The organism is Luteolibacter sp. Populi, from assembly GCF_040801775.1.
Lineage (GTDB): Bacteria > Verrucomicrobiota > Verrucomicrobiia > Verrucomicrobiales > Akkermansiaceae > Haloferula.
Window position 1 is genome coordinate 5,831,189 of sequence record NZ_CP161812.1, and the last position, 22,020, is coordinate 5,853,208.

The 22,020-nt window shown below is 64.4% G+C and carries 23 protein-coding genes and 1 tRNA gene; 8 read left to right on the forward strand and 16 right to left on the reverse strand.

Annotated elements, in window-relative coordinates; genetic code table 11:
* Positions 1 to 10 precede the first annotated feature (10 nt).
* The 7 genes from ABWK72_RS23665 to gatC form a co-directional block, all read right to left on the reverse strand.
* Positions 11 to 781 (reverse strand): NIPSNAP family protein, encoded by a 771-nt coding sequence (locus ABWK72_RS23665; protein WP_367872046.1) that lies wholly within the window; start codon positions 779 to 781, stop codon positions 11 to 13.
* A gap of 50 nt (positions 782 to 831) precedes the next feature.
* Positions 832 to 1,101 (reverse strand): Precorrin-3B methylase, encoded by a 270-nt coding sequence (locus ABWK72_RS23670; RefSeq protein WP_367872047.1) that lies wholly within the window; start codon positions 1,099 to 1,101, stop codon positions 832 to 834.
* Positions 1,102 to 1,118: 17 nt separating this feature from the next.
* Entirely contained in the window at positions 1,119 to 1,757 is a 639-nt protein-coding gene (locus ABWK72_RS23675) for a hypothetical protein (RefSeq protein WP_367872048.1), read from the reverse strand.
* On the reverse strand, positions 1,744 to 3,201 hold the full coding sequence (gene dnaB, locus ABWK72_RS23680; protein WP_367872049.1) for a replicative DNA helicase: 1,458 nt from the start codon (positions 3,199 to 3,201) through the stop codon (positions 1,744 to 1,746). Before dnaB ends, ABWK72_RS23675 begins: the two co-directional genes overlap by 14 nt.
* A gap of 351 nt (positions 3,202 to 3,552) precedes the next feature.
* A complete protein-coding gene (gene rplI / locus ABWK72_RS23685) occupies positions 3,553 to 4,023 on the reverse strand; it encodes a 50S ribosomal protein L9 (RefSeq protein ID WP_367872050.1) in 471 nt (156 codons plus the stop codon).
* 103 nt (positions 4,024 to 4,126) lie between these two features.
* Positions 4,127 to 5,554, reverse strand: a complete 1,428-nt coding sequence (gatA, locus tag ABWK72_RS23690) for an Asp-tRNA(Asn)/Glu-tRNA(Gln) amidotransferase subunit GatA (protein ID WP_367872051.1) — start codon at positions 5,552 to 5,554, stop codon at positions 4,127 to 4,129.
* A gap of 56 nt (positions 5,555 to 5,610) precedes the next feature.
* The gene (gatC, locus tag ABWK72_RS23695; RefSeq protein WP_367872052.1) at positions 5,611 to 5,904 is read right to left on the reverse strand and encodes an Asp-tRNA(Asn)/Glu-tRNA(Gln) amidotransferase subunit GatC; all 294 of its coding nucleotides are present in this window, start codon (positions 5,902 to 5,904) and stop codon (positions 5,611 to 5,613) included.
* A 123-nt stretch (positions 5,905 to 6,027) separates the two neighbouring features.
* Between gatC and ABWK72_RS23700 the strand changes: the two genes are divergently transcribed.
* Positions 6,028 to 7,089: a peroxiredoxin family protein gene (locus ABWK72_RS23700; RefSeq protein ID WP_367872053.1), complete on the forward strand. Its 1,062-nt coding sequence runs from the start codon at positions 6,028 to 6,030 to the stop codon at positions 7,087 to 7,089.
* A gap of 17 nt (positions 7,090 to 7,106) precedes the next feature.
* Here ABWK72_RS23700 and ABWK72_RS23705 read toward each other — a convergent pair whose 3' ends face one another.
* Complete coding sequence (locus ABWK72_RS23705; RefSeq protein WP_367872054.1) at positions 7,107 to 7,706, reverse strand: HAD-IA family hydrolase; 600 nt, start codon at positions 7,704 to 7,706, stop codon at positions 7,107 to 7,109.
* Positions 7,707 to 7,857: 151 nt separating this feature from the next.
* Between ABWK72_RS23705 and ABWK72_RS23710 the strand changes: the two genes are divergently transcribed.
* Positions 7,858 to 9,783, forward strand: a complete 1,926-nt coding sequence (locus tag ABWK72_RS23710; protein WP_367872055.1) for a PAS domain S-box protein — start codon at positions 7,858 to 7,860, stop codon at positions 9,781 to 9,783.
* A 21-nt stretch (positions 9,784 to 9,804) separates the two neighbouring features.
* Here the strand turns inward: ABWK72_RS23710 and ABWK72_RS23715 are convergent, their stop codons facing one another.
* A complete protein-coding gene (locus ABWK72_RS23715) occupies positions 9,805 to 10,911 on the reverse strand; it encodes a hypothetical protein (protein WP_367872056.1) in 1,107 nt (368 codons plus the stop codon).
* A gap of 86 nt (positions 10,912 to 10,997) precedes the next feature.
* Here ABWK72_RS23715 and ABWK72_RS23720 point away from each other — a divergent pair, with 86 nt between their 5' ends.
* Entirely contained in the window at positions 10,998 to 12,107 is a 1,110-nt protein-coding gene (locus ABWK72_RS23720) for a hypothetical protein (RefSeq protein WP_367872057.1), read from the forward strand.
* A gap of 20 nt (positions 12,108 to 12,127) precedes the next feature.
* Here the strand turns inward: ABWK72_RS23720 and ABWK72_RS23725 are convergent, their stop codons facing one another.
* Positions 12,128 to 13,942 (reverse strand): NPCBM/NEW2 domain-containing protein, encoded by a 1,815-nt coding sequence (locus tag ABWK72_RS23725; protein WP_367872058.1) that lies wholly within the window; start codon positions 13,940 to 13,942, stop codon positions 12,128 to 12,130.
* Positions 13,943 to 13,999: 57 nt separating this feature from the next.
* Positions 14,000 to 14,992 (reverse strand): hypothetical protein, encoded by a 993-nt coding sequence (locus tag ABWK72_RS23730; protein ID WP_367872059.1) that lies wholly within the window; start codon positions 14,990 to 14,992, stop codon positions 14,000 to 14,002.
* 129 nt (positions 14,993 to 15,121) lie between these two features.
* Here ABWK72_RS23730 and ABWK72_RS23735 point away from each other — a divergent pair, with 129 nt between their 5' ends.
* The 3 genes from ABWK72_RS23735 (at position 15,122) to ABWK72_RS23745 (ending at position 16,472) form a co-directional block, all read left to right on the forward strand.
* Positions 15,122 to 15,601, forward strand: a complete 480-nt coding sequence (locus ABWK72_RS23735) for a hypothetical protein (protein ID WP_367872060.1) — start codon at positions 15,122 to 15,124, stop codon at positions 15,599 to 15,601.
* Positions 15,602 to 15,738: 137 nt separating this feature from the next.
* Positions 15,739 to 15,999 (forward strand): hypothetical protein, encoded by a 261-nt coding sequence (locus ABWK72_RS23740; protein WP_367872061.1) that lies wholly within the window; start codon positions 15,739 to 15,741, stop codon positions 15,997 to 15,999.
* Positions 15,996 to 16,472: a putative molybdenum carrier protein gene (locus ABWK72_RS23745; RefSeq protein WP_367872062.1), complete on the forward strand. Its 477-nt coding sequence runs from the start codon at positions 15,996 to 15,998 to the stop codon at positions 16,470 to 16,472. Before ABWK72_RS23740 ends, ABWK72_RS23745 begins: the two co-directional genes overlap by 4 nt.
* A 564-nt stretch (positions 16,473 to 17,036) precedes the next feature.
* On the opposite strand, the gene ABWK72_RS23750 is transcribed toward ABWK72_RS23745, so the two are convergent.
* From ABWK72_RS23750 to ABWK72_RS23765, 4 genes are all read right to left on the reverse strand, one after another.
* Positions 17,037 to 17,318 (reverse strand): hypothetical protein, encoded by a 282-nt coding sequence (locus ABWK72_RS23750; RefSeq protein WP_367872063.1) that lies wholly within the window; start codon positions 17,316 to 17,318, stop codon positions 17,037 to 17,039.
* 53 nt (positions 17,319 to 17,371) lie between these two features.
* Complete coding sequence (locus ABWK72_RS23755; protein WP_367872064.1) at positions 17,372 to 17,884, reverse strand: hypothetical protein; 513 nt, start codon at positions 17,882 to 17,884, stop codon at positions 17,372 to 17,374.
* A gap of 873 nt (positions 17,885 to 18,757) precedes the next feature.
* Positions 18,758 to 18,829: transfer RNA gene (locus ABWK72_RS23760), tRNA-Arg, on the reverse strand.
* 121 nt (positions 18,830 to 18,950) lie between these two features.
* Positions 18,951 to 19,247: a KH domain-containing protein gene (locus ABWK72_RS23765; protein WP_367872065.1), complete on the reverse strand. Its 297-nt coding sequence runs from the start codon at positions 19,245 to 19,247 to the stop codon at positions 18,951 to 18,953.
* Between the two features lie 312 nt (positions 19,248 to 19,559).
* Here ABWK72_RS23765 and ABWK72_RS23770 point away from each other — a divergent pair, with 312 nt between their 5' ends.
* Together ABWK72_RS23770 and ABWK72_RS23775 are read left to right on the forward strand one after the other, a co-directional pair.
* Complete coding sequence (locus ABWK72_RS23770) at positions 19,560 to 20,483, forward strand: DMT family transporter (RefSeq protein WP_367872066.1); 924 nt, start codon at positions 19,560 to 19,562, stop codon at positions 20,481 to 20,483.
* A gap of 207 nt (positions 20,484 to 20,690) precedes the next feature.
* Positions 20,691 to 21,218, forward strand: a complete 528-nt coding sequence (locus ABWK72_RS23775) for an RDD family protein (protein WP_367872067.1) — start codon at positions 20,691 to 20,693, stop codon at positions 21,216 to 21,218.
* A 13-nt stretch (positions 21,219 to 21,231) separates the two neighbouring features.
* Here ABWK72_RS23775 and ABWK72_RS23780 read toward each other — a convergent pair whose 3' ends face one another.
* Positions 21,232 to 21,939: a hypothetical protein gene (locus ABWK72_RS23780; protein WP_367872068.1), complete on the reverse strand. Its 708-nt coding sequence runs from the start codon at positions 21,937 to 21,939 to the stop codon at positions 21,232 to 21,234.
* Positions 21,940 to 22,020: the final 81 nt, after the last annotated feature.

A 22,020-nucleotide genomic window follows, 5' to 3' on the forward strand; every position in this document is an offset into this window, starting at 1 on the left:
GTCGCTCCCCTCACTTCACCGGCGAGAAATCCACCGGCTTGAGGAAGACCGACTTCACTCCGTCCGGCAGCACCGTCAGGGAGCCGCCCGCGGCATCTTCGGAAGCCTTCTTGGCCGCCACCCAAATGGGATCGGCGCGGAATGTCGTCCAGGAAGCGCTGGCCGTGGTCGCATCCTTGTGCGCCAGGAAATAGACCAATGTGTTCTCAGCTCCCGCTTGGCCGCCGAGCAGTCGGAAGTAGCTCAGGCTGGTGATCCCGTGCTTGGTGAAGAGACCGATCGTGTGATTCTTGAAGCGCTGGTGCAGCGCCGCGAGATTGCCCGGAGTGGTCGTGTAGGTCCGCATCTCGAACAAGCGCGTGCCGGCCTGGCCGGGTGTCTTGCTTTCGAAGCCCGGGGAGAAATCGGTCGGTGCCAGATAAAGTTCGTCAACCTTGGCCACCAGCTTGCCGTTCGCCTCCGAGGTGGCCACCACCTTCTTCCACTCCTCGTCGCTGCCGAAGGCTTTCCATGCCGTGTCCCGTGCCGCCTTGTCGGGATAGGCCAGCAGGTAGACCAGCAGGTTGTCCTTGTTATCGACCGGCACCCAGTAGGCCACGTTGGTCATGCCGTGCTTTTCGAAGAGCTTGCAGGTGTGGTCGCGGAAGCGCGAGAGGAGGTCCTCCAGCTTGCCCGGCTCCGCGTGATAGGTCCGGAGTTCGTAGAGACGCTGCTTCTCCTGTGCGGTCGCGGAAAAACACAGGCCGAGGCTGGCGAGGCAAATGGCAAGGGCTTTGAACATGGCGGGAGCATTCACCGCCGCCCCTGCCGTGGCAAACGCGAATCTCGCCCTCAGTGCCCGCCTCCAGGCGGAGTCCGGCCCTCGCCGAAATATTTCTCGCTGCGATAGCGCAGCCACACCCGCAGCTCCTGGGGCACCTTTTCCCGTTCCTCTTTGCTGAGGGTCTCATAGAGTGCGATCGCCTTCTCCCGCTCACCCCGGCAGGCGGCATTCCGGTGCGCATCCCACAGGCTGCGCGCCAGACGGATCCGGCGGTTCACCTCCTTGATCAAGGCCGCGCCGACCAGGGGTTTGGCATTCGCTTTCTTCTTCGGTGGCATCCGCGGATCTATTCCTCTTAATCTTCCGGATCGCTCTTAATGATCTTATTACGCGAGCGCCGCTTCTTGATCACGAGGCTGGTTTCGATCAGGTCGGCCAGCCAATCCAACTCCTCTTTGCTTCGACCGTTCAAGACCAGTACCACCCGGTGATCTTTCGTGGAAACGATGAGTTCCAGGATCAACTTGAATTCATCCGTGATGGTGAGGAAGCTGTAATTCTTGGCCGGGACTTGGGCGCGGCTGCCAAATAGGCCGCTGCGCTCCACGACGATCAGGCCCGGCTTCAGGCTGACCTTCGTCGTCCCAAGCGTCGCGGCAAGGGCCCACCCCAATCCCGTCCGGCCCAGCCACAGAAACAGCCACGCACACAGGAGCGGGATAAGGGCGCACAAGATGCTGACAATCCCCGGCTCCCTTTTTACGATGAGGAAGGCGCCATAGACCACGTAAAGGCCGATGCCGCTGAAAAACAGTCCCAATCCCAGGACGGCCAAGGCTTTCGGCAGACGGAAGAATCCCGGTGCTTTCGCGGTGACGACGAGACCGCCGTCCACCTCCTCTAATAGGAGGGGCTGGAACCCGACCTTGGGAGCGGGCGGGAGCAGGGTGTGATCCCGCTCCTTCATCCCGCTGCTTGGGTTACTCCGGTCCATGATCGTGCTCATCCCGCGCCCGCGTCTCGAAGCGCATCAGCTCCGCGATGAAGGTCAGCGGCACGTGGCCGGTCTCGCCGTTACGGTTCTTCGCCAGCAGGAGCTCGGCCTTGCCCGCTTCCTGCTCCTTGTCTTCCTCGGTCTCGGCGTAGTAAGCCGTGCGGTAGAGCAGGCCGATCATGTCGGCGTCCTGCTCGATCGTGCCGGATTCGCGAAGGTCCGACATCCGCGGCACGCCGAGCGATTTGCCGGTTCGTCCTTCCGGACCGCGGTTGAGCTGGGCGAGAACCAGGATCGGGATGCTGAGCTCCTTCGCCAGCGCCTTGATGCCGGCGGAGATTTCACCGATTTCACGCTCGCGGGAGTTTTGCGCCTGCTTCGATCCGGACTTGAGGAGCTGCAGGTAGTCGATCGCGATGAAGCCGATGTTGTCCTCGCGCTTCCGACGCCGCGCCTTCGCCCGCAATGTGTCGATCAGGATGCCCGCGGTGTCGTCCACGAAGAGCTTGGACTCGGCGATCTCCTTCGCGGCGCGCTGGATGCGAAGCAGGTCTTCCTTCTTCGGCTTGAAGCCCTTGCCAAGCTGCGACATCGCGAAGCGCGCCCGCGAGAACACCAGGCGCTGGACGATCTGGAAGGCGGTCATTTCGCAGGAGAACACCATCGCGGGAATGCCCTGATCGATGCAGATGTGCTCGGTGATGTTCATCATCAGCGAGGTCTTGCCCATCGAGGGACGCGCCGCGACCACGAACATTTCCCCGGGCTTCAGGCCCTTCGACATCCGGTCCAGATCCAGATAGCCGGTCGGCGCGCCCTGCACTTCCATCTGCCCGTGGACCAAGGCCTCGAAGTGGCTGATGACCTCCGCCACCGATTGCTTGATGTGGAAGCCTTGGGTCGTCTCTGTCCCTTGCCGGATGCCCAGCACGCTCGACTCCACCCGGTCGAGCAGCGACAGCGTTTCCTCCGGATTCTCGTAGGCCTCGGAGACCGCCTCCGTGCAGGTCCGGATCACCGAACGCAGCACGTACTTGTCCTTCACCAGCCCGAGGTGATTCTTGAAGTGCGCGGCATTCGGCGCGTAGGTGAAAATGTCCGTCACCGCCGCCGTCCCGCCGACGCTCTCCAGCAGCGCGCGGTCGTGCAGGAGCTGCACCAGCGAGACCAGTTCGATCTCCTGGCTCTTCGCGTTGAGTTCCCGCAGCGTCTCGAACAACAGCCCGTGGTTGGGGAAGTAGAAGTGCTCCCGCGTGAGCCCTTCCTCCAGCGCCATCCCGATCCACTGCTCGGGATCCTTGAGCATCGACGAAAGGATGCTCTTCTCCGGTCCCTGCGCGTGCGGCATCGACCGCGTCACGTCGGAAGCGGCCTGCGCGGCGGCATCGGCAGCCTGAAGCGAGGGAGAGTCGGCGGAGCGAGCGGGCTTGGTATCGACGGCCATGATCGGGTGAGAGAGGGCTTGCGGCAGGGTGGGGGAGAGGTCCCCGGTTGCGGCCCTTGCTTGTAGCGCCTTCCCCGCCCAAGGGTCAATAGGAGCAACCTGTGTATAACTTGGGAAAAGCCCGGCCGATTCTGATAGGTAAGGAGTTCCGCAGTATTCCGGCTGCCGAAACATCCACCTTCATTGTGGAGAACTTCCGGCTCAAAAGCCGTTCTACCGGCGCAAGGAGCCCTTCCTACCCCCGATTTCACCCCCCCTTGTGAATCGCTGTGAATAACTTCGCGCGCTCACCCCAAGCAAAAGGCGCGACCCCTAACGGAATCGCGCCTTGTGAAGAAAACCGTGAAAAACTCAGTCGTCCGACTCCACGCCGTTTGCTTCGACGTTGATGGTGAGGATGGTGCTGACTTCCGGGTGGACGCGTACGACCACATCGCTCTTGCCGGACTTCTTGATCGGCTTGTCGAGCTCGATGGCGTGGCGGTCGATCTTGATGCCGGCGGCTTCGAGTTCCTTGTGGATGTCGAGCGAGGTCACCGAACCGAAGGCCTTGCCGCCTTGGCCGAGTTCCAGCGTGAATTTCGGGCGGAGCTTGGAGATCTTGTTGGCAAGTTCCTTGGCCTTTTCGAGTTCCTCGCCCTCGCGCTTCGCGCGGGTGCTTTTGAGGTTCTCGACGTGGCGGAGGTTGGCCTTGGTCGCTTCGTAGGCCTTGCCCTGAGGAATCAGGAAGTTACGGGCGTAACCGGCGCGGACCTTGACGACATCGGCCTCGGCGCCGAGACCTTCGATCTTTTCCTTGAGAATAACTTGAGCGTTGGCCATGAGAGTCGTGGTCGTTCGTTGGGGCGGCGGAGGTAGGCGTTTGGCGGCGTCCAGTCAAGGGGAGAAAGCGCATTTCAGGGAAAAGACCCGCGCCGCAGCTTGTTCAGGCGGTCATTTCAGCCGCCTTCGCGACCCGCAGGAGGGTGGCCTCGCCCAAGTGCGGGGCGAGGATCTGGAGGCCCACGGGAAGTTCGGTGCCCTCCCCGGACGCCACGGTCCCGGCAGGCACGGAGATGGCGCAGATCCCGGCGAGATTCGGGCCGAGGGTGAAAATGTCGGAGAGGTATTCCTGCAGCGGGTCGTCCGCATGCTCGCCGATCTTGCGGGCAGGGGAGGGGGCGACCGGGGTCAGGATCGCGTCGACTTGGCCGAAGGCGGTCTCGAAATCCCGGCGGATCAGGGTCCGGACCTTCTGCGCGCGGGCGTAGTAGGCATCGTAGTAGCCGGAGGAGAGCACGTAGGTGCCCAGGATGATCCGGCGCTTCACCTCCGGGCCGAAGCCCTCTTCGCGGGAGCGCTGGTAAAGGTCCGCCAGATCCTGTGGCGCGTCGGCGCGCTTGCCGTAGCGGATGCCGTCGAAGCGCGAGAGGTTCGAGGACGCCTCCGCCGGTGCGATGATGTAGTAAGTGGCCACCGCGTGCTCCGTGTGCGGCAGGGAAATGTCCACCAGTTCCGCGCCGGCCGCCTGCAGACGCTGGATCGCTGCCTCGACGCGGGCCCGCACCGCCGGTTCGATCCCTTCTCCGAAATACTCCCGGGGAATCCCCAGCCGCAGGCCTGCCACGCCCTTGTCGAGTTCCGCGGAATAGTCCGGCACCGGCACCTTCAGGCAGGTCGAGTCGCGCTGGTCGTGCCCGGCGATGGCTTGCAGCAGCAACGCCGCATCCTCCACCGACTTCGTCAGCGGCCCGATCTGGTCGAGCGAGGAAGCGAAGGCCACCAGCCCGTAGCGAGAAACCCGGCCGTAGGAAGGCTTCAGGCCCACTACCCCGCAGTGCGAGGCCGGCTGGCGGATCGACCCGCCGGTGTCCGAGCCGAGCGCGGCAATGGCCAGATCCGCCGCCACCGCCGCCGCCGAGCCGCCCGAGGAGCCGCCCGGAATCCGCGAGAGATCGTGCGGGTTACGGGTTTTCTGGAGCGCGGAATTCTCCGTGGAAGAGCCCATCGCGAACTCATCCAGGTTCGTCCGCCCGAAGAGCACCGCGCCCGCCGCCTTGAGGCGCTCCGTCACCGTGGCGTCGTAGGGGGAGGTGTAGCCGCTCGCCAGGAAGCGTGAGCCGCAGGTGCAAGGCTGCCCGGTGACGTTGATATTGTCCTTCAGCGCGATCGGGATTCCGCCCAGCGGCAGCGAGAGGTCGGCCTGCGCCGCCGCCGCCCGTGCGGAATCGAGATCCCGGGACAGATACGCGCCGATTTCGCCGTCCCGCGCGGTGATCGCCGCCGCCAGGTCTTCGACAATATCGACCGCGCCGATCTCGCCGGCCTGCAAGCGCTTGCGCAGCGCGCAAATGGTAAGGGTGGAAAGTGACATTTCGGGGAAAATCTCAAATCTCGGATTTCAAATCTCAAATCGGCGGTCTGCCGCTATCAAGCGTCCGCAATCACCTTCGGCACCCGGATCTGGTCCTGCGCCTGGTCCGGCGCATTCGCCAGGACCGCTGCGGCAGGCAGGCTCGGCCGCGGCTCGTCCTCGCGCATCACGTCATAGACCGGCACGGGGTAGGAGGTGGGCTCGATCCCGGTGACATCCAGTGCCGCCAGCGACTCCGCGTGGCCCAGGATCGCGTCGAGCTGGCGCTGGAAGACCTCGCACTCTTCGGCATTGAGTTCCAGCCGCGCCAGGTGGGCGACGTGGCTGACATTGATGTGTTCGGTGGCCATCGCGGGCGGATTGGAGAGGAAAGGCCCTGCCGGGGCAAGGATTGCGAGCGCCGGGCCGCGACATCGCTGCCGGGCGCTTTCGGGGGGCTTGTCAGCGGCGGCGGGCGGGCTACGCTTCCCGGCATGCGTTTTCCACTTCTCCTCGCCACGGCCCTCGCCGCCACCGCGCTCCACGCTTGGGCCGGCACGCCCAAGCAGGCGGCTGACATCCGCGAGGCCTACGACCGCGATTTCCAGCTCTGGGTCCTCAAGCTGCAGGTCGCCAAGACTTCCGAGGAGCGCAACCAGATCGCCACCAAGCGTCCCGATGGTGCCGCGGCCGTCCAGCAGATGTGGAACGCGATCCAGCCGAATCTGGCGGAGGCTTGGACCATCGAGCCCGCCACCTGGCTGCTGCGCACGGCCGCGAGCCAGGCGGCCCGCGATCCCGGGCTGGCCAATGTCTCCAAGGCGGTCCGTGAGGCCGTGGAAAAGCACCACCTCAATTCGAAGAGTCTTGCCCCCCTGTGCATGGCGATGGTCGCGGTGAACGACGCCAATTCCCTGCCCTTGCTCGAAAAGATCGAGAAAGACTGCCCCGATGAGAAGATCCAAGGCGTGGCCGCGCTCGGCTCGGCCATGCTGCTGAAGAATTTCGGCGACGAGCCGGCGATCATGCGCCGCCGCCTGAACCTGCTGCGCAAGGCGATCATCAAAAGCAGCGAGATCGAGATCAACGGCATCAGCGTCGCGAAGCTGGCGGAGGACGAACTCTATATCATCCAATTCCTCGGCAAGGGACGCGAGGCACCCGATCTGGAAGGCACCGATGGGAGCGGCCAGCCCTTGAAGCTCTCCGACTTCAAGGGCAAGGTCGTGGTCCTGCTCTTCTGGCGTTCCCAGGAAGGCAGCACCGAGCAGGTCATGGAGATGGCCCGGCTGATGCGCGAGCGCTTCGCCGGCAAGCCCTTTGAGGTCGTCGGGGTGAATCGCGACCCGCTGGCCACCCTGGGGCAGATGCGCGCGTCCGGTCAGCTCACCTGGCCGAATTTCTCCGATCCCGAGAACAAGCTCGGCGCGCAATACCGCGTCGCCGCCTGGCCGCTGGCCTACGTGCTGGATGGCAACCGTCAGGTCCACTACGTCGGCGGCGTCGGCTCCTTCGTGGAACTGACCGCCGCGGCCTTGCTGGAGGATAAGAAGTAGGCTTCCGCGCCACTCGCTTACCCCCGCATCAGCTCCCCCGCGAGCCAGCGCTCGAAGGCCGCATGGTCATTCAGATCATACTGCCATGACCGGAAGCCCCAGTGCTTGCCGGCCTCGATGTTCGGGCCCAGGTCATCGACATACCTCGTCTCTTCCGGCATGAGGCCGTGCTGCTGGATCGCATGCCGGTAGATCGCGTCGTGCGGCTTGATGGCCTTGGCCTCATGCGACAGGACCGCCGCCCCGAAATGCCGGAAGATGTCGTAGTTCTCGAAGATCCACGGGCAATGGATCCCGTTGGTATTCGAGAACAGGATCAGGCGGTGCCCGCCCGCCGCCAGGCTCTCCACCACCCGCCACATTGGCTCGATCGGTGTGAAGATATTCCGCCACGCATGCATGAAGCTTTCCGCGGTGATCTCCGCTCCGAGGCTGTTGATCGCCCAAGGGATGTATTCCTCGTTCGGGATCGAGCCGTTCTCGAAATCGTCCTTCTTTTCCAAGAGCGCAGCCAGGCGCGTTTCCGAGTCCGCGTTTCCGGGCGGGAGCAAGGTTGCCAGTGATTTTTCGAAGTGAAAATCCAGCAGAACGCGGCCGATATCGAACAGGAAAGTCATGCGCGGCGGGGAACTTGGGCCGACCGCTCCCGGCTTCCAAGCGCCAATGCTCCCGCCCCTTTGAACCCGTGCAGGAAAATGCGGAGCCGGGATTTATTCACCGCTCAAGCGCCGGTTGACTCGCCGCGCTCTGCCTGTTCATTTGGAGCCCGTGTCCGATAGCCCGCACCAGATGACGCCGCCGCCTCCGGAAGACGAAGTCTCTGGCTGGCTCCGTGATCGCCGCGGGCACTTCGACCAATTGGTCTCCTCCGTCGAGGACTACGCGATCTTCATGATGAGCCGCGAGGGCATCATCCTCGATTGGAACCGCGGCGCGGAACGGCTCAAGGGCTACACGGCCCCCGAGATCGTCGGCCGTCACTTCTCGGTGTTTTATTCGGACGAGGACCGCCAATCGAAATTCCCCGATAAGGAGCTGGAGATCGCCTCCGCGGAGGGCCGCTTCACCGTGGAAGGCTGGCGCTACCGGAAGGACGGCACGCAATTCTGGGCCTCCGTGACCATCACCGCGATCCGTTCGGAATCTTCCGCGGTGGAAGGGTTCCTTAAGATCACCCGCGATCTCACCGAACACCGGGCTACGGACGAAATGCTGCGCCGCAGCGAGGAGCGCTTCCGCCTGCTGCTCGAAAGCGTGCAGGATTACGCGATCTTCATGCTCGACCCCGAGGGCCACGTGATGAGTTGGAACAACGGCGCGCGCCGCATCAAACTCTACGAGGAAAACGAAATCGTCGGTCGACACTTCTCGATCTTCTACCCGCCCGAAGCCATCTCCATCGGCATGCCCGGCTCCTTGCTGGCCAAGGCGCTCAAGGACGGTCGGGTGGAGGACGAAGGCTGGCGCGTGCGCAAGGACGGCACCCGCTTCTGGGGGAATGTGGTTCTCACCGCCCTCCACGACTCGAAGGGCGAGCTGCGCGGCTTCGCCAAGATCACCCGCGATCTCAGCGATCGCCAGCAGGTCGAGCATCTGCGCGAAACCGGCCGTCGCAAGGACGCCTTCCTCGCCACCCTCGCCCACGAATTGCGCAATCCCTTGGCACCGATGCTACCGGGGGTCGATCTCCTCCTCCACGCACCCCACGACGTCGCCACGGTCACCGGTATCGCCAGCATGCTCAAGCGTCAGGTCGACCAGATGGCGCACCTGATCGATGACCTGCTCGACATGTCGCGCATCACTGCCGGGAAGATCGCCCTCCGTCACACCGTCCTACCGGTCCGGGAGGTCGTGGACACGGCTGTCGAGGCGAGCAATCCGCTGATCCGGGAGTTCGGGCACCGCCTGACGCTAAACCTACAGGACGAATTGATGATCGAAGCCGATCCCTACCGGATATCGCAGATCATTTCGAATCTCCTCTCGAACGCTGCCAAATACACCCCGCCGGAAGGCGAAATCGCACTGACGGTCAGCGAGAAACCTGGTCCGATGCTGGAGATCCGCGTGACGGATAACGGCATCGGCATTCCCAAGGCATTGCAGCATTCGGTTTTCGAATTGTTCGACCAGGGTGCCAGCGGCTCCTCCGGAGGATTGGGGATCGGCCTGACTCTCGTGAGAACCTTGGTCGAGATGCACGGCGGGAGTATCGCCCTCTTCAGCGCGGGGGAAGGGCAGGGCTGCGAATTCACCGTCCGCTTGCCCGTTATTACCACTTCCGCGCCTGCAGCGACCGGGGAAACGCCGGTGATCCCGTCCGCCCCCCGCTCAGGGCCCGCCCGCATCTTGATTGCGGACGATGGCAGGAACGCGGCGGATATCCTCGGCTTGTTCTTCCAGATGGAAGGCATGGAAACCGCCGTCGCCTACGATGGCGAGGAAGCGGTGAAGATCGCCGCCAATTTCGAGCCCGATTTCGCCTTCCTCGATCTCGGCATGCCCAAGCTCGATGGCTACGAGGCAGCCCGCCGCATCCGCCGCATGTACCCCCGCGTGATCCTGGCCGCCCTCAGCGGCTGGGGTGCGGAAGATGACCGCCGCCGCTCCGCCGAGGCGGGCTTCGACGTCCACCTGCTCAAGCCAGCCAAGCCGGACGACCTGCGCGAGGTCCTGCGGCAGCACGGATAGGGCGATCCCGCCTTTCCAAGCTCAGCTCTCCGGCAACCTCTCCAAGATATGCCGTGCCGCCGAGATCGCTCCGGCGTTCCTTCCGTGCAGCGCCATCTTCCGCTTCATCGACCGCCATAGCGCCGCATCGTCCGCCAGCAGATCGGCTATGGCGCTGCGCAGCGCCTCCGGGCTCTCCGCCAGTCTGCCTGCGCCGATTTTTTCCAGCAGCCGTAGATTCCCTTCCTCCTGCCCCGGCACGAGGTGGTGCACCAGCATCGGGCAGCGCGCCGCGATCGCCTCGTGGACGGTCGCCCCGCCGGCCTTGCCGACTACCAGGTGGTGCGAGTTGAGCAGCGCCGGCACCTTGCGGGTCCAGCCCTTCAGCTTCACCCGCCCGGGGAAGGCGTCGCGGATCTCCTTCGCCTTGGTCCACAGGTGCCGGACGTTCTTACCCAGCACGATGGTGATCTGGGTCCGCGGCGAGGTCTGCAGGACCGCCTTGGAAATCCGCCGCACGTGCAAGCGCCGCCCGGTCGTGAAATACAGCACGCGGAAGGGCTCGCAGGGATCGTCCGCCGCCACCGGCTCCATCCGCGAGAAATCCGGGTGCACGGGGAAGCCCGTGTCGACCAACCGTTCCGCTGGCAATCCGGCTTTGATCATCGCGGCCCGCGTGTGCGGATCGGAGACGATCCACTCGTCGGTCGGGGCCTTGATCCAGGCCGCGTTGATCTCGATCGAATCCGTGACCACCGTGTACGATTGCGGCGGCTTGGGATTCCCTTCCAGCAAGCGCTGCAGGAAATACGGGTAGAGCGGGTAAGTCGAGACCACCGCGTCCGGCTTCCAGGTTTCCAGCAGTTCGCCTAGCTTCCGTTCCGGCTTGCGCATCAGCGGCATCCGCTGGCGGCTGAAATCGACCTTGTCCGTCGAAAGGTAGACCCGGTACCACAGCCGCGGCGCGCGGGTGGTGATCAGCCGGTAGCCCTTGCAGATCCAGCGCGTGCTGACGGGCGCGCCCATCATGCACGGATCTACCACCCGGGCTTCGGCACCGGCCTCCTGAAAGGCAAGTGCCAGGTTGCGCGCGGCACTGTTGTGGCCTTCCCCGAAGGCGGCGGTGCAAATGAGAATCCGGGCTGGCATCGTCAGGCGTTCGCCATGGGTCTATTCAAAGCCGGGCATTGCGTCGAACGGCATTTACGGCTTTTCTCTTTCCGGTCTGCGTTTTCATGCCCGATCCCGATCCCATCCCCCGGTTACGCGTCGTCGACGACGACGGACCCGCCCCCCCGCCGGCGGTCGTGCTGCGGCTTAAGCCGCAGGGCCCCCTGGCTCCCGAGCCGGTCCTGAAGGTCGCGCCCATGCCCGCTCGCCCCGAACCCGCTGAGCGTCTGGAAAGCGAGGTCCGCGAGCACTTCGAAGGCCGCAGTATCGAGCCCGGCATTGATGCGATCCTCGAACCCCCGGAACCCGCGGAGAACATCGAGCATCCGTGGGGCGGCGAAGGAACCCGCGTGGCCGGTATCCCGCACGGCTGGTTCCTGCTTATCGCCGTGCTGGTCGTGGGAGCGGGCGTTTGGTCGATCCGCACCATGCGCCAAGGCGAGGTCAAGGCCGAGCATGCCCACGAAGTGGCCCGCGAAATGGAGGAGGAGGACGAGCACGACGATGCTGTCGCCCGCCGCCTGGTGGATTCCGTGGAATCCGTCGTGAAACGCTTTCTCGCCGCGGATTCCATCGATGAGATCCTGCCCCTGATCCGCGATCCGGAACGGGTGAAGCCACTGATCGAGCAGGCTTGGAAACTCAAGCCGCCGGTCCCGGTGAAGTTCCAGAACATGCCCTTGTTCCGCCCGGAAACCCTGGACGGAAAACCCTTCTGGGTCGTCCAGGCGGAAGTCGCCGGTGGGCCGCTGCAGAGCTTGCTGCTGGAGCAGACCGGCCCGACCGAAGCCAAGGTCGATTGGGAGACTTTCGTTTGCTATCAGCCCGTCCCTTGGGACCGCTACGTGACGGAGCGTCCGTCTGGCCAAGCAATGGAATTCCGGGTCTGGGCGATGCGCGACGTCCACTTCGTCCACGAATTCTCCGACAGCGGCCACTGGCGCTGCTTCCGTCTCACGACCCGCGATTCCGGAGAGGTCCTCTTCGGCTACGCGCCGGCAGGGAGCGAGGTCGCGAAGATGCTGGAGGTTTACTGCGACGGCGCGCCCAGCCATGTTGCCACGGTCATCCTGAGCCTCCGGGTCCCCGAGCATGGCACTTCCCCGCGCGGCGTGGTGATCGAAAAAATGGTCGAGCCCCGCTGGGTGAGGGTAGGGGCAAAGCCGGCGGAGTGAGCTCTGGCCCGGCCGTCGCCTCACTTCTTCACCACCGGCATGCCCCACACCGCCCAGCAGGTGTGGCTGTGCTCCATCCCGCTCTCTGTCTCCAGGCTCAGTTCCTTCACCCCGGTGATATCGATATCGACGCTGGCGATCTTGCCCTCCGGCAACTGCGCCGAACGGTACAACTCCTTGCCATCGCCCTTCACGATGAAGATCGCCCGCGCCCCCGCACCGGCCCCGTCGCGCAGACCGGCGGTCGCCTGGAACTTCTTCCAGCGGCCCGCGGTATTGAAAACATGGCTGGCAGGGCAGTGCGCCGGCAGCCCCTTGTCTTGAAGCTCCCCGGCGATCCGCAGAAAGAGCCCTTGGCCGTATTCCGGAGGCGCACCCCAGCGGTCGCGCGGGGTTCCCGCCCAGCCGGACTTCGCCTCGCGCCAGACCGCATCCGAGAGATAGCAGGAATCCAGCCCGGTCTTCTCCAGATCGGCCAGCGGCGCAGCGGGCCGGACCCAGCGGTCTAACAGCGCGATGCTCTTCTGCCAGTCGCCATCCATGTTCGCGATCCGCTTGGCCCGCTCGACCATCCCCGCGGCTTCGGGAATCGCTCGCGCCACCGCGGCCTCGATGCCATTGAGCCGGGAGCGGTTCAACGCCTGGACGAAGGTGCCGGGAACGGTGAAGTCGGCACCGATCGTCGTCGTTGCGCCATTCATGAAACAGGCTGTCAGTCGCACGTTCCCAAAGGTCGGAGAAAGCTCCATGTCCATCAGCGCGAAGCTGCCCTCCTTGACCGGCACGCTCCAGGTACGGGCATCGTAGTCGCTGTGGCCCGGCGGATCGATAAAGGCGATCACCGCGTAGGCGGGGATCTTTCCTGTGATCTTGCCCTTCACGGTCAATTTGCGGCTGGAGCCGCTCGCTTCCAGCGCCTCGAAATCCCCCTCCGTCTCCTCGAAACGCCCGGCCTGCGAACCGGTCACCAGCGGATGCGAGACCAGCCGCACCGCGCTGGCCGTCGTGAGAAAGCTCGCTTTCGCCCGCGGCATCCAGAGATCCTGGCGGTAAGTCAGATTTCCGCCGCCCATCAGGCTGATGCCCGTTTCCTTCTTCTCCACCGGGCTCTCGCACTCATGCGGCAGCCCGAGGCCGTGACCGAGCTCGTGCGCGATCCCGCCCAGGTAGAAGCTATTGAACTGCGCCACCGTCTGATCGCGGTCGCCGTAGTGCTCCCAATACTTGAAGCGCTTCCCGGTCTCCTTCAGCAGCAGGGGATCGAGCACCGGGCAATCCGCCGCATGGCAAAATCCCCAGCGCTGGCAGGAGCCGACCTTTCCGTAATACGGCGAGTAGAAGCCCCAGCGCCCGTCCGGGATTTCCCAGCACTGCCCATAGAGAACCAGTACGAACTCGCGGTCCAGATCCACCTTTCCCGCCAGCGCCTTGCGGATCTCCGCCTCGGTCTCGCCGCCGGATGCGTAGTTGTATTGCGCGGAATCTTTCTGTCCCTCCACCATGTGCAGCAGCAGGCTGCCGTCCGCATTTCGCTCCAGCGGTAGACCTTCGTTGGTGATGCCGTAGCGCTTCATCCCGTCGCGGTAGAAATCGCTGATGTCATTCATCACCCGCGTCAGCCGTCCTTGGTAGTCGGGCAGGGGAGCACGGTCCTTGCCATGGAAATAGACCACGCGCAGCCGCGACTCCGTCTTCTCACCCGCCGGAGCCGCCTTCGCGTGCCAGGCCTTCACCTCCCCCTGCACCCCGCTCCAGTCCACCGCTTCATCGGCGGGTGCGGTGGCGGTGAAGGCCATTCCCAGGCACAGCGAAATCAGGGGGAAACAGGATTTCATACAGTGATTCCATTCATCACCGCCGGGCGCGGGATGGACAGGCATTTCTGTGACCCCTCACGGATGCTCGTGGCCTCCGCCCCGCTGGTCCGCACCGAAGGTCGCCATGACCTTCTCCCGCTCCGCTTCGGTGAAGAGCATCCTGCCCGCTTCCGAATCGAGGTAATCCCGCACGTCCTCCCGCCCGCCCCGGCCACGGTCGGCCAGGTAGTCGAGGAGGATCGCGCGCTGCCACGCGTCGCCGGGATCGAGTTCACGCGTGATCTCCTTGGCCGGATGATTCCGCATCGCCTGGATCGCGTAGATCCGGTCCCTGCCGGAGAAGGCATCCCGGTTGTTCAGAATCAGTGGTAGCACGGTGGTAATGGGAATCGTGGCGACATCCTCATTGCCGAGCAGTTCCACCGCGGTGGCCGCCCGCTCCCGCGGGTTTTCCAGCGCTTGCGACAGTTTCACGGAGAGCACCAGGTCGGCGCGCGCCGCCGCATTGAAAAGATTGAGCAGCGCCGCCTGACGGAGGGTGCCCTTGCCGATCACGGCGTCGAGAACCTCCATCGCCGCCTGCGGATCGACCCCGGCAAGTGAGACCATGCACAGATTGGCCAGCAGCGGATCCTCGCGCCCGATCAGCAGTTGTTTGCAGGCCGCGATGTCGTCCTTCGCCTTCATCGCCACGTAGCGTTTCAGGATCGCCCGTTCGTCGTCCGAGCCGGGCGGGTAGCCGAGGCGGGCGAGAATCTCCCCGAGTTCGGCCGGCGTCATGCGGGTGAAGAAACGGTCCAGCGGACTTTCGCTGAAATAGGCTTCGGCGAAGCGGCCCCGGTTTCCTTCCATCTGCCCCAGGATGTCCTCGAATTCCTGGCGGGTCGCCGGGCTCAGGCTCTCCCGCGGTGCCTTGGCTGCCTCGCCGCGCAGGCCGCTCTTGGCGTGGGAATCCGGCTGCCGGGCCACCGTCTCCTCCTTGCGCTGGCAGCCCGCCAGGAGCGCCGCCGCCAGCACCACGCCCGGCCAGGCACCTGATATCATGGGCCGTGGGAAGAGCGGTTTCATGGCGCGAGCCTAGCCGCGGCGGGACCGGGCGCAACTCCGGTCGCCGAACTGCGGTGAGGGCACCCGCTCTTCCTACAAATCCATCTTGTCCCGATCCCGGCCGCGCTCTAGCGTAGTGAAATCCTCCTTATGAGATATCACGCCTTTGCCACCCTGATGCTGCTCCTGGCCGGGCTGCTCCTGCCCTCCTGCGTCATGCGGGAGATGACCTCCACGGTCGCGCCGGCCCTCCCGGATCACGGCACGGCGATGCATGGCACGGTGGGCCACCAGATGGCCGCGAAGAGTGAAAGGGAATTTCCGGAGGAGGCCGCGCGCATGCGCAGCTACCGCGGCCACCGCGTCGTCTATCCCGAGGCCTCGCACATCCCCGCGCCGTCCTACCCGTGGATCTACCGCCCCGTCGCCATCGACAAGGATGTCTGGGTGGCGATGGTGGTCGATAGCGAGGGCCGCGTGCAGCGCGCCAAGTGTCTCGAACTGACCGATAATTACCTTGCCCGCCGGATTCAGCGCACGGTCGGCACCTGGAATTTCCAGCCCGGCACCGTCGATGGCGGACAGGAGGAGTTCGTGCTCTGCGTGGCGGTGAAATTTCGCCAGAGATAACGGGGCTTGACAATTCAGGGTGAATTGTGTTCGTATGAACACATTAACCGGTTCACCAGTGAGAAGGATCAGGAGAGTGCCGCAGTGCGGCGCGTGTCCTCTTGCGCGCCCGCGGATCGGGGTCATCGTGCCACGCTATGGAAACCGACATTTACGTGAGAGAGGCAGAGAAGGGCATCACGCTGCTCATGGGCGCGGAGATCATCGATACATGGGAAGACGGCTGCCTCGTCCGCTCGGAGGAAAAATTGCCCGCGGGCGGGCACTACTATGTGGAAGAGGGCGATCAACTCGTCGCCCTCAGTCTCCCGCCGCCGCGGCAGGATCGGGGACCGTATGACTACGCCGCTCAGAAGGACCGCTCGGACATCCGGCCGGTCCCGTCTCTCGCCAGGTGATCGAGCGCATCGTCAGCGGCGGCCAGACAGGCGCGGACCGGGGGGCGCTGGACGCCGCCATCGCCTGCGGCGTCCCGCATGGCGGCTGGTGCCCGCTCGGCCGCGTCGCCGAGGACGGGCGAATTCCCAACCGCTACCAGCTCGTGGAAACCGAGACGAGTTCCTACCTGCCACGCACGAAGCGCAACGTGAAGCACAGCGATGGCACCGCGATCCTGACGATCGGCGAACTCAGCGGCGGCTCCGCAGCCACCGCCTACTTCGCCCGCCGCCACCACAAGCCCTGTCTGCACCTGCGCCTGGACTGCCGCAGTGATGCGGACGCAGCGGAACAACTGCGCGCCTTCGTGGCCGAGCACGGCATCCGCACCCTCAATGTCGCCGGCCCCCGCGCCAGCAATGAACCGGGCATCCACGCGAGGTGCCAAGCGGTGCTGACCGTGCTGTTAGGCGAGCCTTCACCGAGGACTTAGACCAATGCGATAGCGACTCACCGAGAGGTGTCCGCAACGGCAGTCGCGCAGCGACCGTGGACTGCGGCAGCCCGTTCTGCCCGTTACCGTTACCCACATTTCCGTGATGCTTCACGGACGGCTCTTACCCTGGGAGCGCGGACCCACCGGCCCGCAGAAGGTCCCTGGCTGCCTTGGGCACGGAGAGGCAGGCAGCCAAGCGACGGCGCTTTCCGCCACCGCCGCGCGATGGAGAGCGCTGCCATGGACCATTCTGCGGGGCAGAGCCTCCGCGGTCCCGGGCGCTAACGCGTCAGCCGACACGATGTGGGTAAGGGGCAGAGCCCGCTGCCGCTGTCGGCAGGCAGCCTGCTGCCGCGAAGCATCCGGGTTGCTGCATGCAGTTTGGTTCACGGTCCGGATTGGAATTGGTCGAATATTTCTTAACGCCGGAGGGGTAGCGGAACTTGACCGGTTGTTAAGCCATCGGACCCCATCCCCCCCGGAATCCCGTCCCGGAGGGCCGGTCGAAATGCGCATGCCACCCCGGCATCGCCAACCGCTCCCCCACACCTCGCTAACAGATCAGTCCGCCGGGCCGTCCTCGTAGTTCTTCTCCGTAACCCTCGCAGCAGCTTCCTGCCCGCTAGCCGGCGGCTGTTGCCCATAGGTCTCCGGGTGATGTTCCGGGTCTGAAATCGCGACCTGCCGGTGCTGCACCAGCCACTCCTCAAGGTCCAACGAGGCGACCCCGCTGCGCGCGGCTTCTTCCAATTCTGCAATGGGAAAGCGGTCGTCGCATTCGCGGGCCAGCATGTGGTGATCGCAAGCGCGGAGGTGTTCCAAGATTTCAGGCGGAAGGGTCATGCCATCACCCTCGCGGTGAATCGCGGCTGTGCAAGAGTTCGCTTGAGACCCGCTCAAACCGGCACTTCTTCCTTCACCTTGGAATGATGATGGAGCCGGTCCCAACCTGCTTTCGCTGCTGCCCTCGCCTCCAGCCAATGGAGGCGGGAGCTGCCCTTGGTGGCATCCCATTCATCGGCCATCACGGGCTCTTCATCTTCGAAAGTGGAGTCCGGTGAATACCGCGCCATGCTCATCTGATAGGCAGGGCCGTAGTCCGCGAAGTCCTTGTCCTCCGCGTAGTAGGGCTCGCGCTGGTAGTTCTCCTTCCAATAGGCCTCCTCCGCGGTGGGATCGATGTTCTCTGCGACACCCTTCCCCGCGAGGCCGCCGACCACGCCGCCGATGATCGCACCAACGACTACTCCAATCGGGCCGCCTGCCGCCCCGATCACAGCGCCCCCCGCCGCGCCTCCTGCCGCCCCGATCCCGGTCCCCACCGGATGCGATCCGGGCTCCCCGGTGATAGGGTCAGGATTGAGGTCCGGTTGTTTCGAAATCTCGTCGTTTGGAGTTTTCTCATTCATGGTCACACGGTCTAGCGATTGCCGTGCCCCGTCCCGCGATGCGGGTTTTCAATGCCCCGCCTGAGATCGCCGGTGCCACCGTTGCAACTGCCGAGGCGCGATAGCTCCATTTGCAGCGCCCCGATTGCAAAACGCTCTTCCACGGGCCTCCTTTCGGCCCGTGCTCCGCCAATGCCGTTGGGTACGCTTGCTGCAATGGTTCGATTCCCTTGCTCGAACCCATTTCCTCCATGCCAACTCGAATTGATCAAACGTCAGATGAAAGCCACGTCGCGGCACCTGCCGAATCATTGGATCGGAAGGCCTTCAGCGACGGCTTTTTGGCAAGCCATCCCGCCGCGGATCGCGATCGGATCGATGCGGCGCTTGAAGTCGCGCTAGCGGCCGACCCTTCGGGATCGCATATCGACTTGGTAGCGGCCGTCGAGAGACTCCTCTCCCTACAGTAACCTCGGGCAATGCGGAGGGGGAGGCTTTCCGTTCCCGCCGGACAACGTCTCGCGACGGTGATCCATCTGTCGCTTCTCCCATTTCATTTGTGCCGCCCCGGCGTCCTACCGTCGTCGTGGAAAACGGCACCACCCAATCTGTGGGTCAACGGATCGCTTCTGGCCGCACGACCGCACCTAGACTTCGCCACGATCCAGCGGGAGACACTTCTGTTCTCCGCGAATCCGGTCACCATCGCGGATTACGATTATATCCGCTTCGCCACCGGTCCGGATGCGATGAGTCAAGTGGCGGTCCCGGAAGTATCATCCCTGGGGCTCGCTGCGATCGGGTTGGCCGTCGGCGGGCGGAGAAAGCGGGCTGCCTTTTCGCTCCAGTCGTCGCGCACTTCTGGGGACAAAGAATGCACGCTGTATTAGGAAGTAGTCCCGACAGGAATCGAACCTGTACCTACGGCTTCGGAGGCCATCGTCCTATCCATTGGACTACGGGACCATTTCGGGGCACCCGGGGGTGCCACTTGCGGCGGGGCGAAAAGTAGCGGGCGCGGGCGCGGCTTGGCAAGGAGAACCCGCCGGAGGGGAAATGCGCAGGGCAGGGGACCTCCGGGATCCGGTCAGTGATTTTTCTCCTTCGCCAGCATCTCCGCTTCTTCCTCGTGGGAATGGATCTGCAGGTTGATGTTCACGTCCTCGCGCTCGGAGATGGATTTGAGCACGCCGCGGATCGAGGAGGCGCTGAAGCCGTTGCGGCCGATCAGCAGCGCGACGTCGGATTGCCGCAGGACCAGCTTGAAGCGCAAGCGCTTCGGGCCCAGCTCGGTGACCTTGAGCTGCGCTTCCGCCGGAAACTCGATGAATTGGACGGCGATGTATTGGAGGAAATTCCGGATCTGATCGGTCACCACCTGCATGGGAGAATCATGTAGCAAAAGCCAGGCCGGGAGCAAGATGGAAGCGGGCGAATGGGCCGGGACCGGGACAACCCCATCTAGAAAGATCCAACCGCGAATGGACGCGAATTTAGAAAAGTCACAGGGCGGACGTTCCGCGAAACGTGCCATTCATCCCGACCGCTTGCCTTGCCCCGGTTTTATTCGCGTCCATTCGCGGTTTCAAGAATCAGAGTCCGGTGACCCCGAGAACGCAAGTTTCAGACCTTTGCGAACTTGGCGTCTTGGCGGTTCCTCCTTGTCTTTCGATCCCGGCTCCGCAGCGTTTCCGGCGTGAGCGGCGGGGAGCACCGGTGGTCCAAGGTTCTGCCGCCGGTGGCGCTGTGCGCGCTGCTATGGGGCAGCGCGTTTCCGGGGATCAAGTCGGTCTACCTGATCTGGGAGAAGGAGGGCCTGCATCCCACGGCGGTCGATTGCTGGTGGTTCGCCGGGGTGCGCTTCACGCTGGCGGGGCTGATGCTGCTGGTGGTGGCGCGGCAGCCCTGGGCGGAGTTCAAGGCGACGCCCAAGCGGGCGCTGTTAGGCTTCGGGATCACGCAGACCTTTGGACAGTACCTGTTGTTCTACCTGGCGATTTCCGCGGCGAGCGGCAGCTTGGCCGGGCTGCTGTCCTCGCTGGGCAGCTTCTGGTGGATGCTGCTGGGCCCGCTGGTGGGGGGCGTGGCGTGGCCGCGACCGGCGCAATGGCTGGCGATCGCGGTTGGCGGTGTGGGAGTGGCGGTCGCGGCGGGTTCGGAGAAGTCGGGCATGGGGAATCCCTGGCTGGGCACCGCGCTGCTGCTCGGCTCGACCGGCTTGGGCACGCTCGGGCTGGTGCAATTCGCCGCGCTCAAGAAGACCATCGGAGCGCGGGCGGCGACGGGCTTCTCGCTCTTCGGCGGCGGGCTCGGGCTGCTGCTGGCGGGGGCGGGATCCTTCCCGAAGGCGGCGCTGCTGATGCCGCCCGCCGCGATCTGGCTGACCCTCTGGCTAGCCTTCGTCTCGGCGGCGGCCTTCAGCTTGTGGAATCACCTGTCGACTTTGCACCCGATGCCGCTGCTCGCGGGCTACCGCCTCCTGATCCCGCTGGCGGCCACGCTGGAGTCGATGCTATTCCTCGGCGAGCGGCCGGGCTGGTCCTTCGCCACGGGCGGAGTGTTGATCCTCGGCTCGCTGGTCGCATCGCAGCGCTTGAGCCGGGAAGTGCCGGCGGCATAGGGTAGGGGGCGCGCTCCGGGAGAGCCGTTCATCTGCACAGGATCGGTACGGGTGCCAATCTTGTTCCTCGACCGCGGGTCCCCTTCTGCTAGAGTGCCAGAAGTCGCCATGGAAAACGAGCCAGAGAAGCCACAGTCCTCCGTCACTCCTCCGCCTCCGGATATGCCGCCGCCACCGCCGCCTTCGGCGATGCCGCCGCCATCACCCATGCCCCCTCCGAATGTGCCGCCACCACCGGCGACCGTGGCACCGGGCCCGATGCTCGAAACCCACGTCCCGCCGAAGCAGCAGGAGCCGGCCAAGATGGACAGTGACGAGATTCCTACCGGCGAGGCGAAGGAAGCGGCTTTCGATACCCGGATGATCGGGGCGCTGATCGATTTTTTTGTGATTGTCGGAGTCCAGCTTATCGTCGGCCGCCTGAGCGGAGGCCTCGCCGGGCTGCTGTCGATAGCCTATTTCCTGACCCGCGATGCGCTGCCTTTCTTGGATGGCCAGAGCCTCGGCAAGAAAGCAATGAAGACCCGCGCCGTGGACGCCAAGGGCGCAAGCCTTTCGGGGAATTGGCAAGCCAGCATCGTGCGGAACCTCGCGTGGGTCATTCCCTTCTTCGCCTTCGTGGAAATCTACATCTTATACAGCAAGAAGGAAAAGGGAGAGCCCCTGCGTCGTCTCGGCGACGATTGGGCGAAGACCAAGGTAGTCACAGTGCCGGATACGGCCGCCAGCGCGTGATGGCCTCCTTCCATCACGGCTCCATCTTCACAAACACCCCCGTCGCCGGCCCTACCTTGATCTTCTGATTCCGCGCGTAGGCCGCGCCCGCCGCCGTCCGCAGGGCCAGCCGGTCCTTACCGGCGAGCCAGGCTTCCAACGCGGCGTGGAGGATGAAGGAGCCTGGATACATGTACTGCGTGGTCAGTAGGACTGGTCGCGCCCCGGCGGCCTTCAGGCGCGTGTCGAAGTAGGTGTCGCTCTTGCAGCACAGCACCACCGCATCGACCTTTCCCGCAGCCTTCGCGGCGGGCGGGTCGATCTCCGTGTCCATCAGTACATTGTGGCCGATGAAGGCGACCAGATCCTGCTTTCCTGAAACCAGCGCCTGCTCGAAGGCCACGTAGCACTCCTTCAAGTTCGAGCCCCGCCAAGCCTCCGCGACCAGCACCGCATCCTCCGTCACATGGCGGAAGGTCAGGCGCTCGTAGATCCGCTCGTCGCCGGTCGCGGTCTCGTGCTTCTCCAGCTTCCACCGTTTGCTGGCCTTGAAGTAGGAGCGCAGCCCATCGGTGCAGCCCCAGTAGAGGTTATCGTCGGGCTTGTTGCCGTCGCCGATCTTCGCGCCGACCTTCACGATGCCCTGGGTCGCGTTGTCGCAGAGCCCGACGAAGACCGCGATCCGCTTCTCCGCGGCAAGGGCAGGCGACACCAGCAGGAGGCAGAAAAGCAAGAGCCGCATCGGAGGATAACGTCACAAGCGCGCAGCTTTGTCCATCCGATGCGATGGGAAGAAATGGCTGTGATTCCCATGGGAAATTCC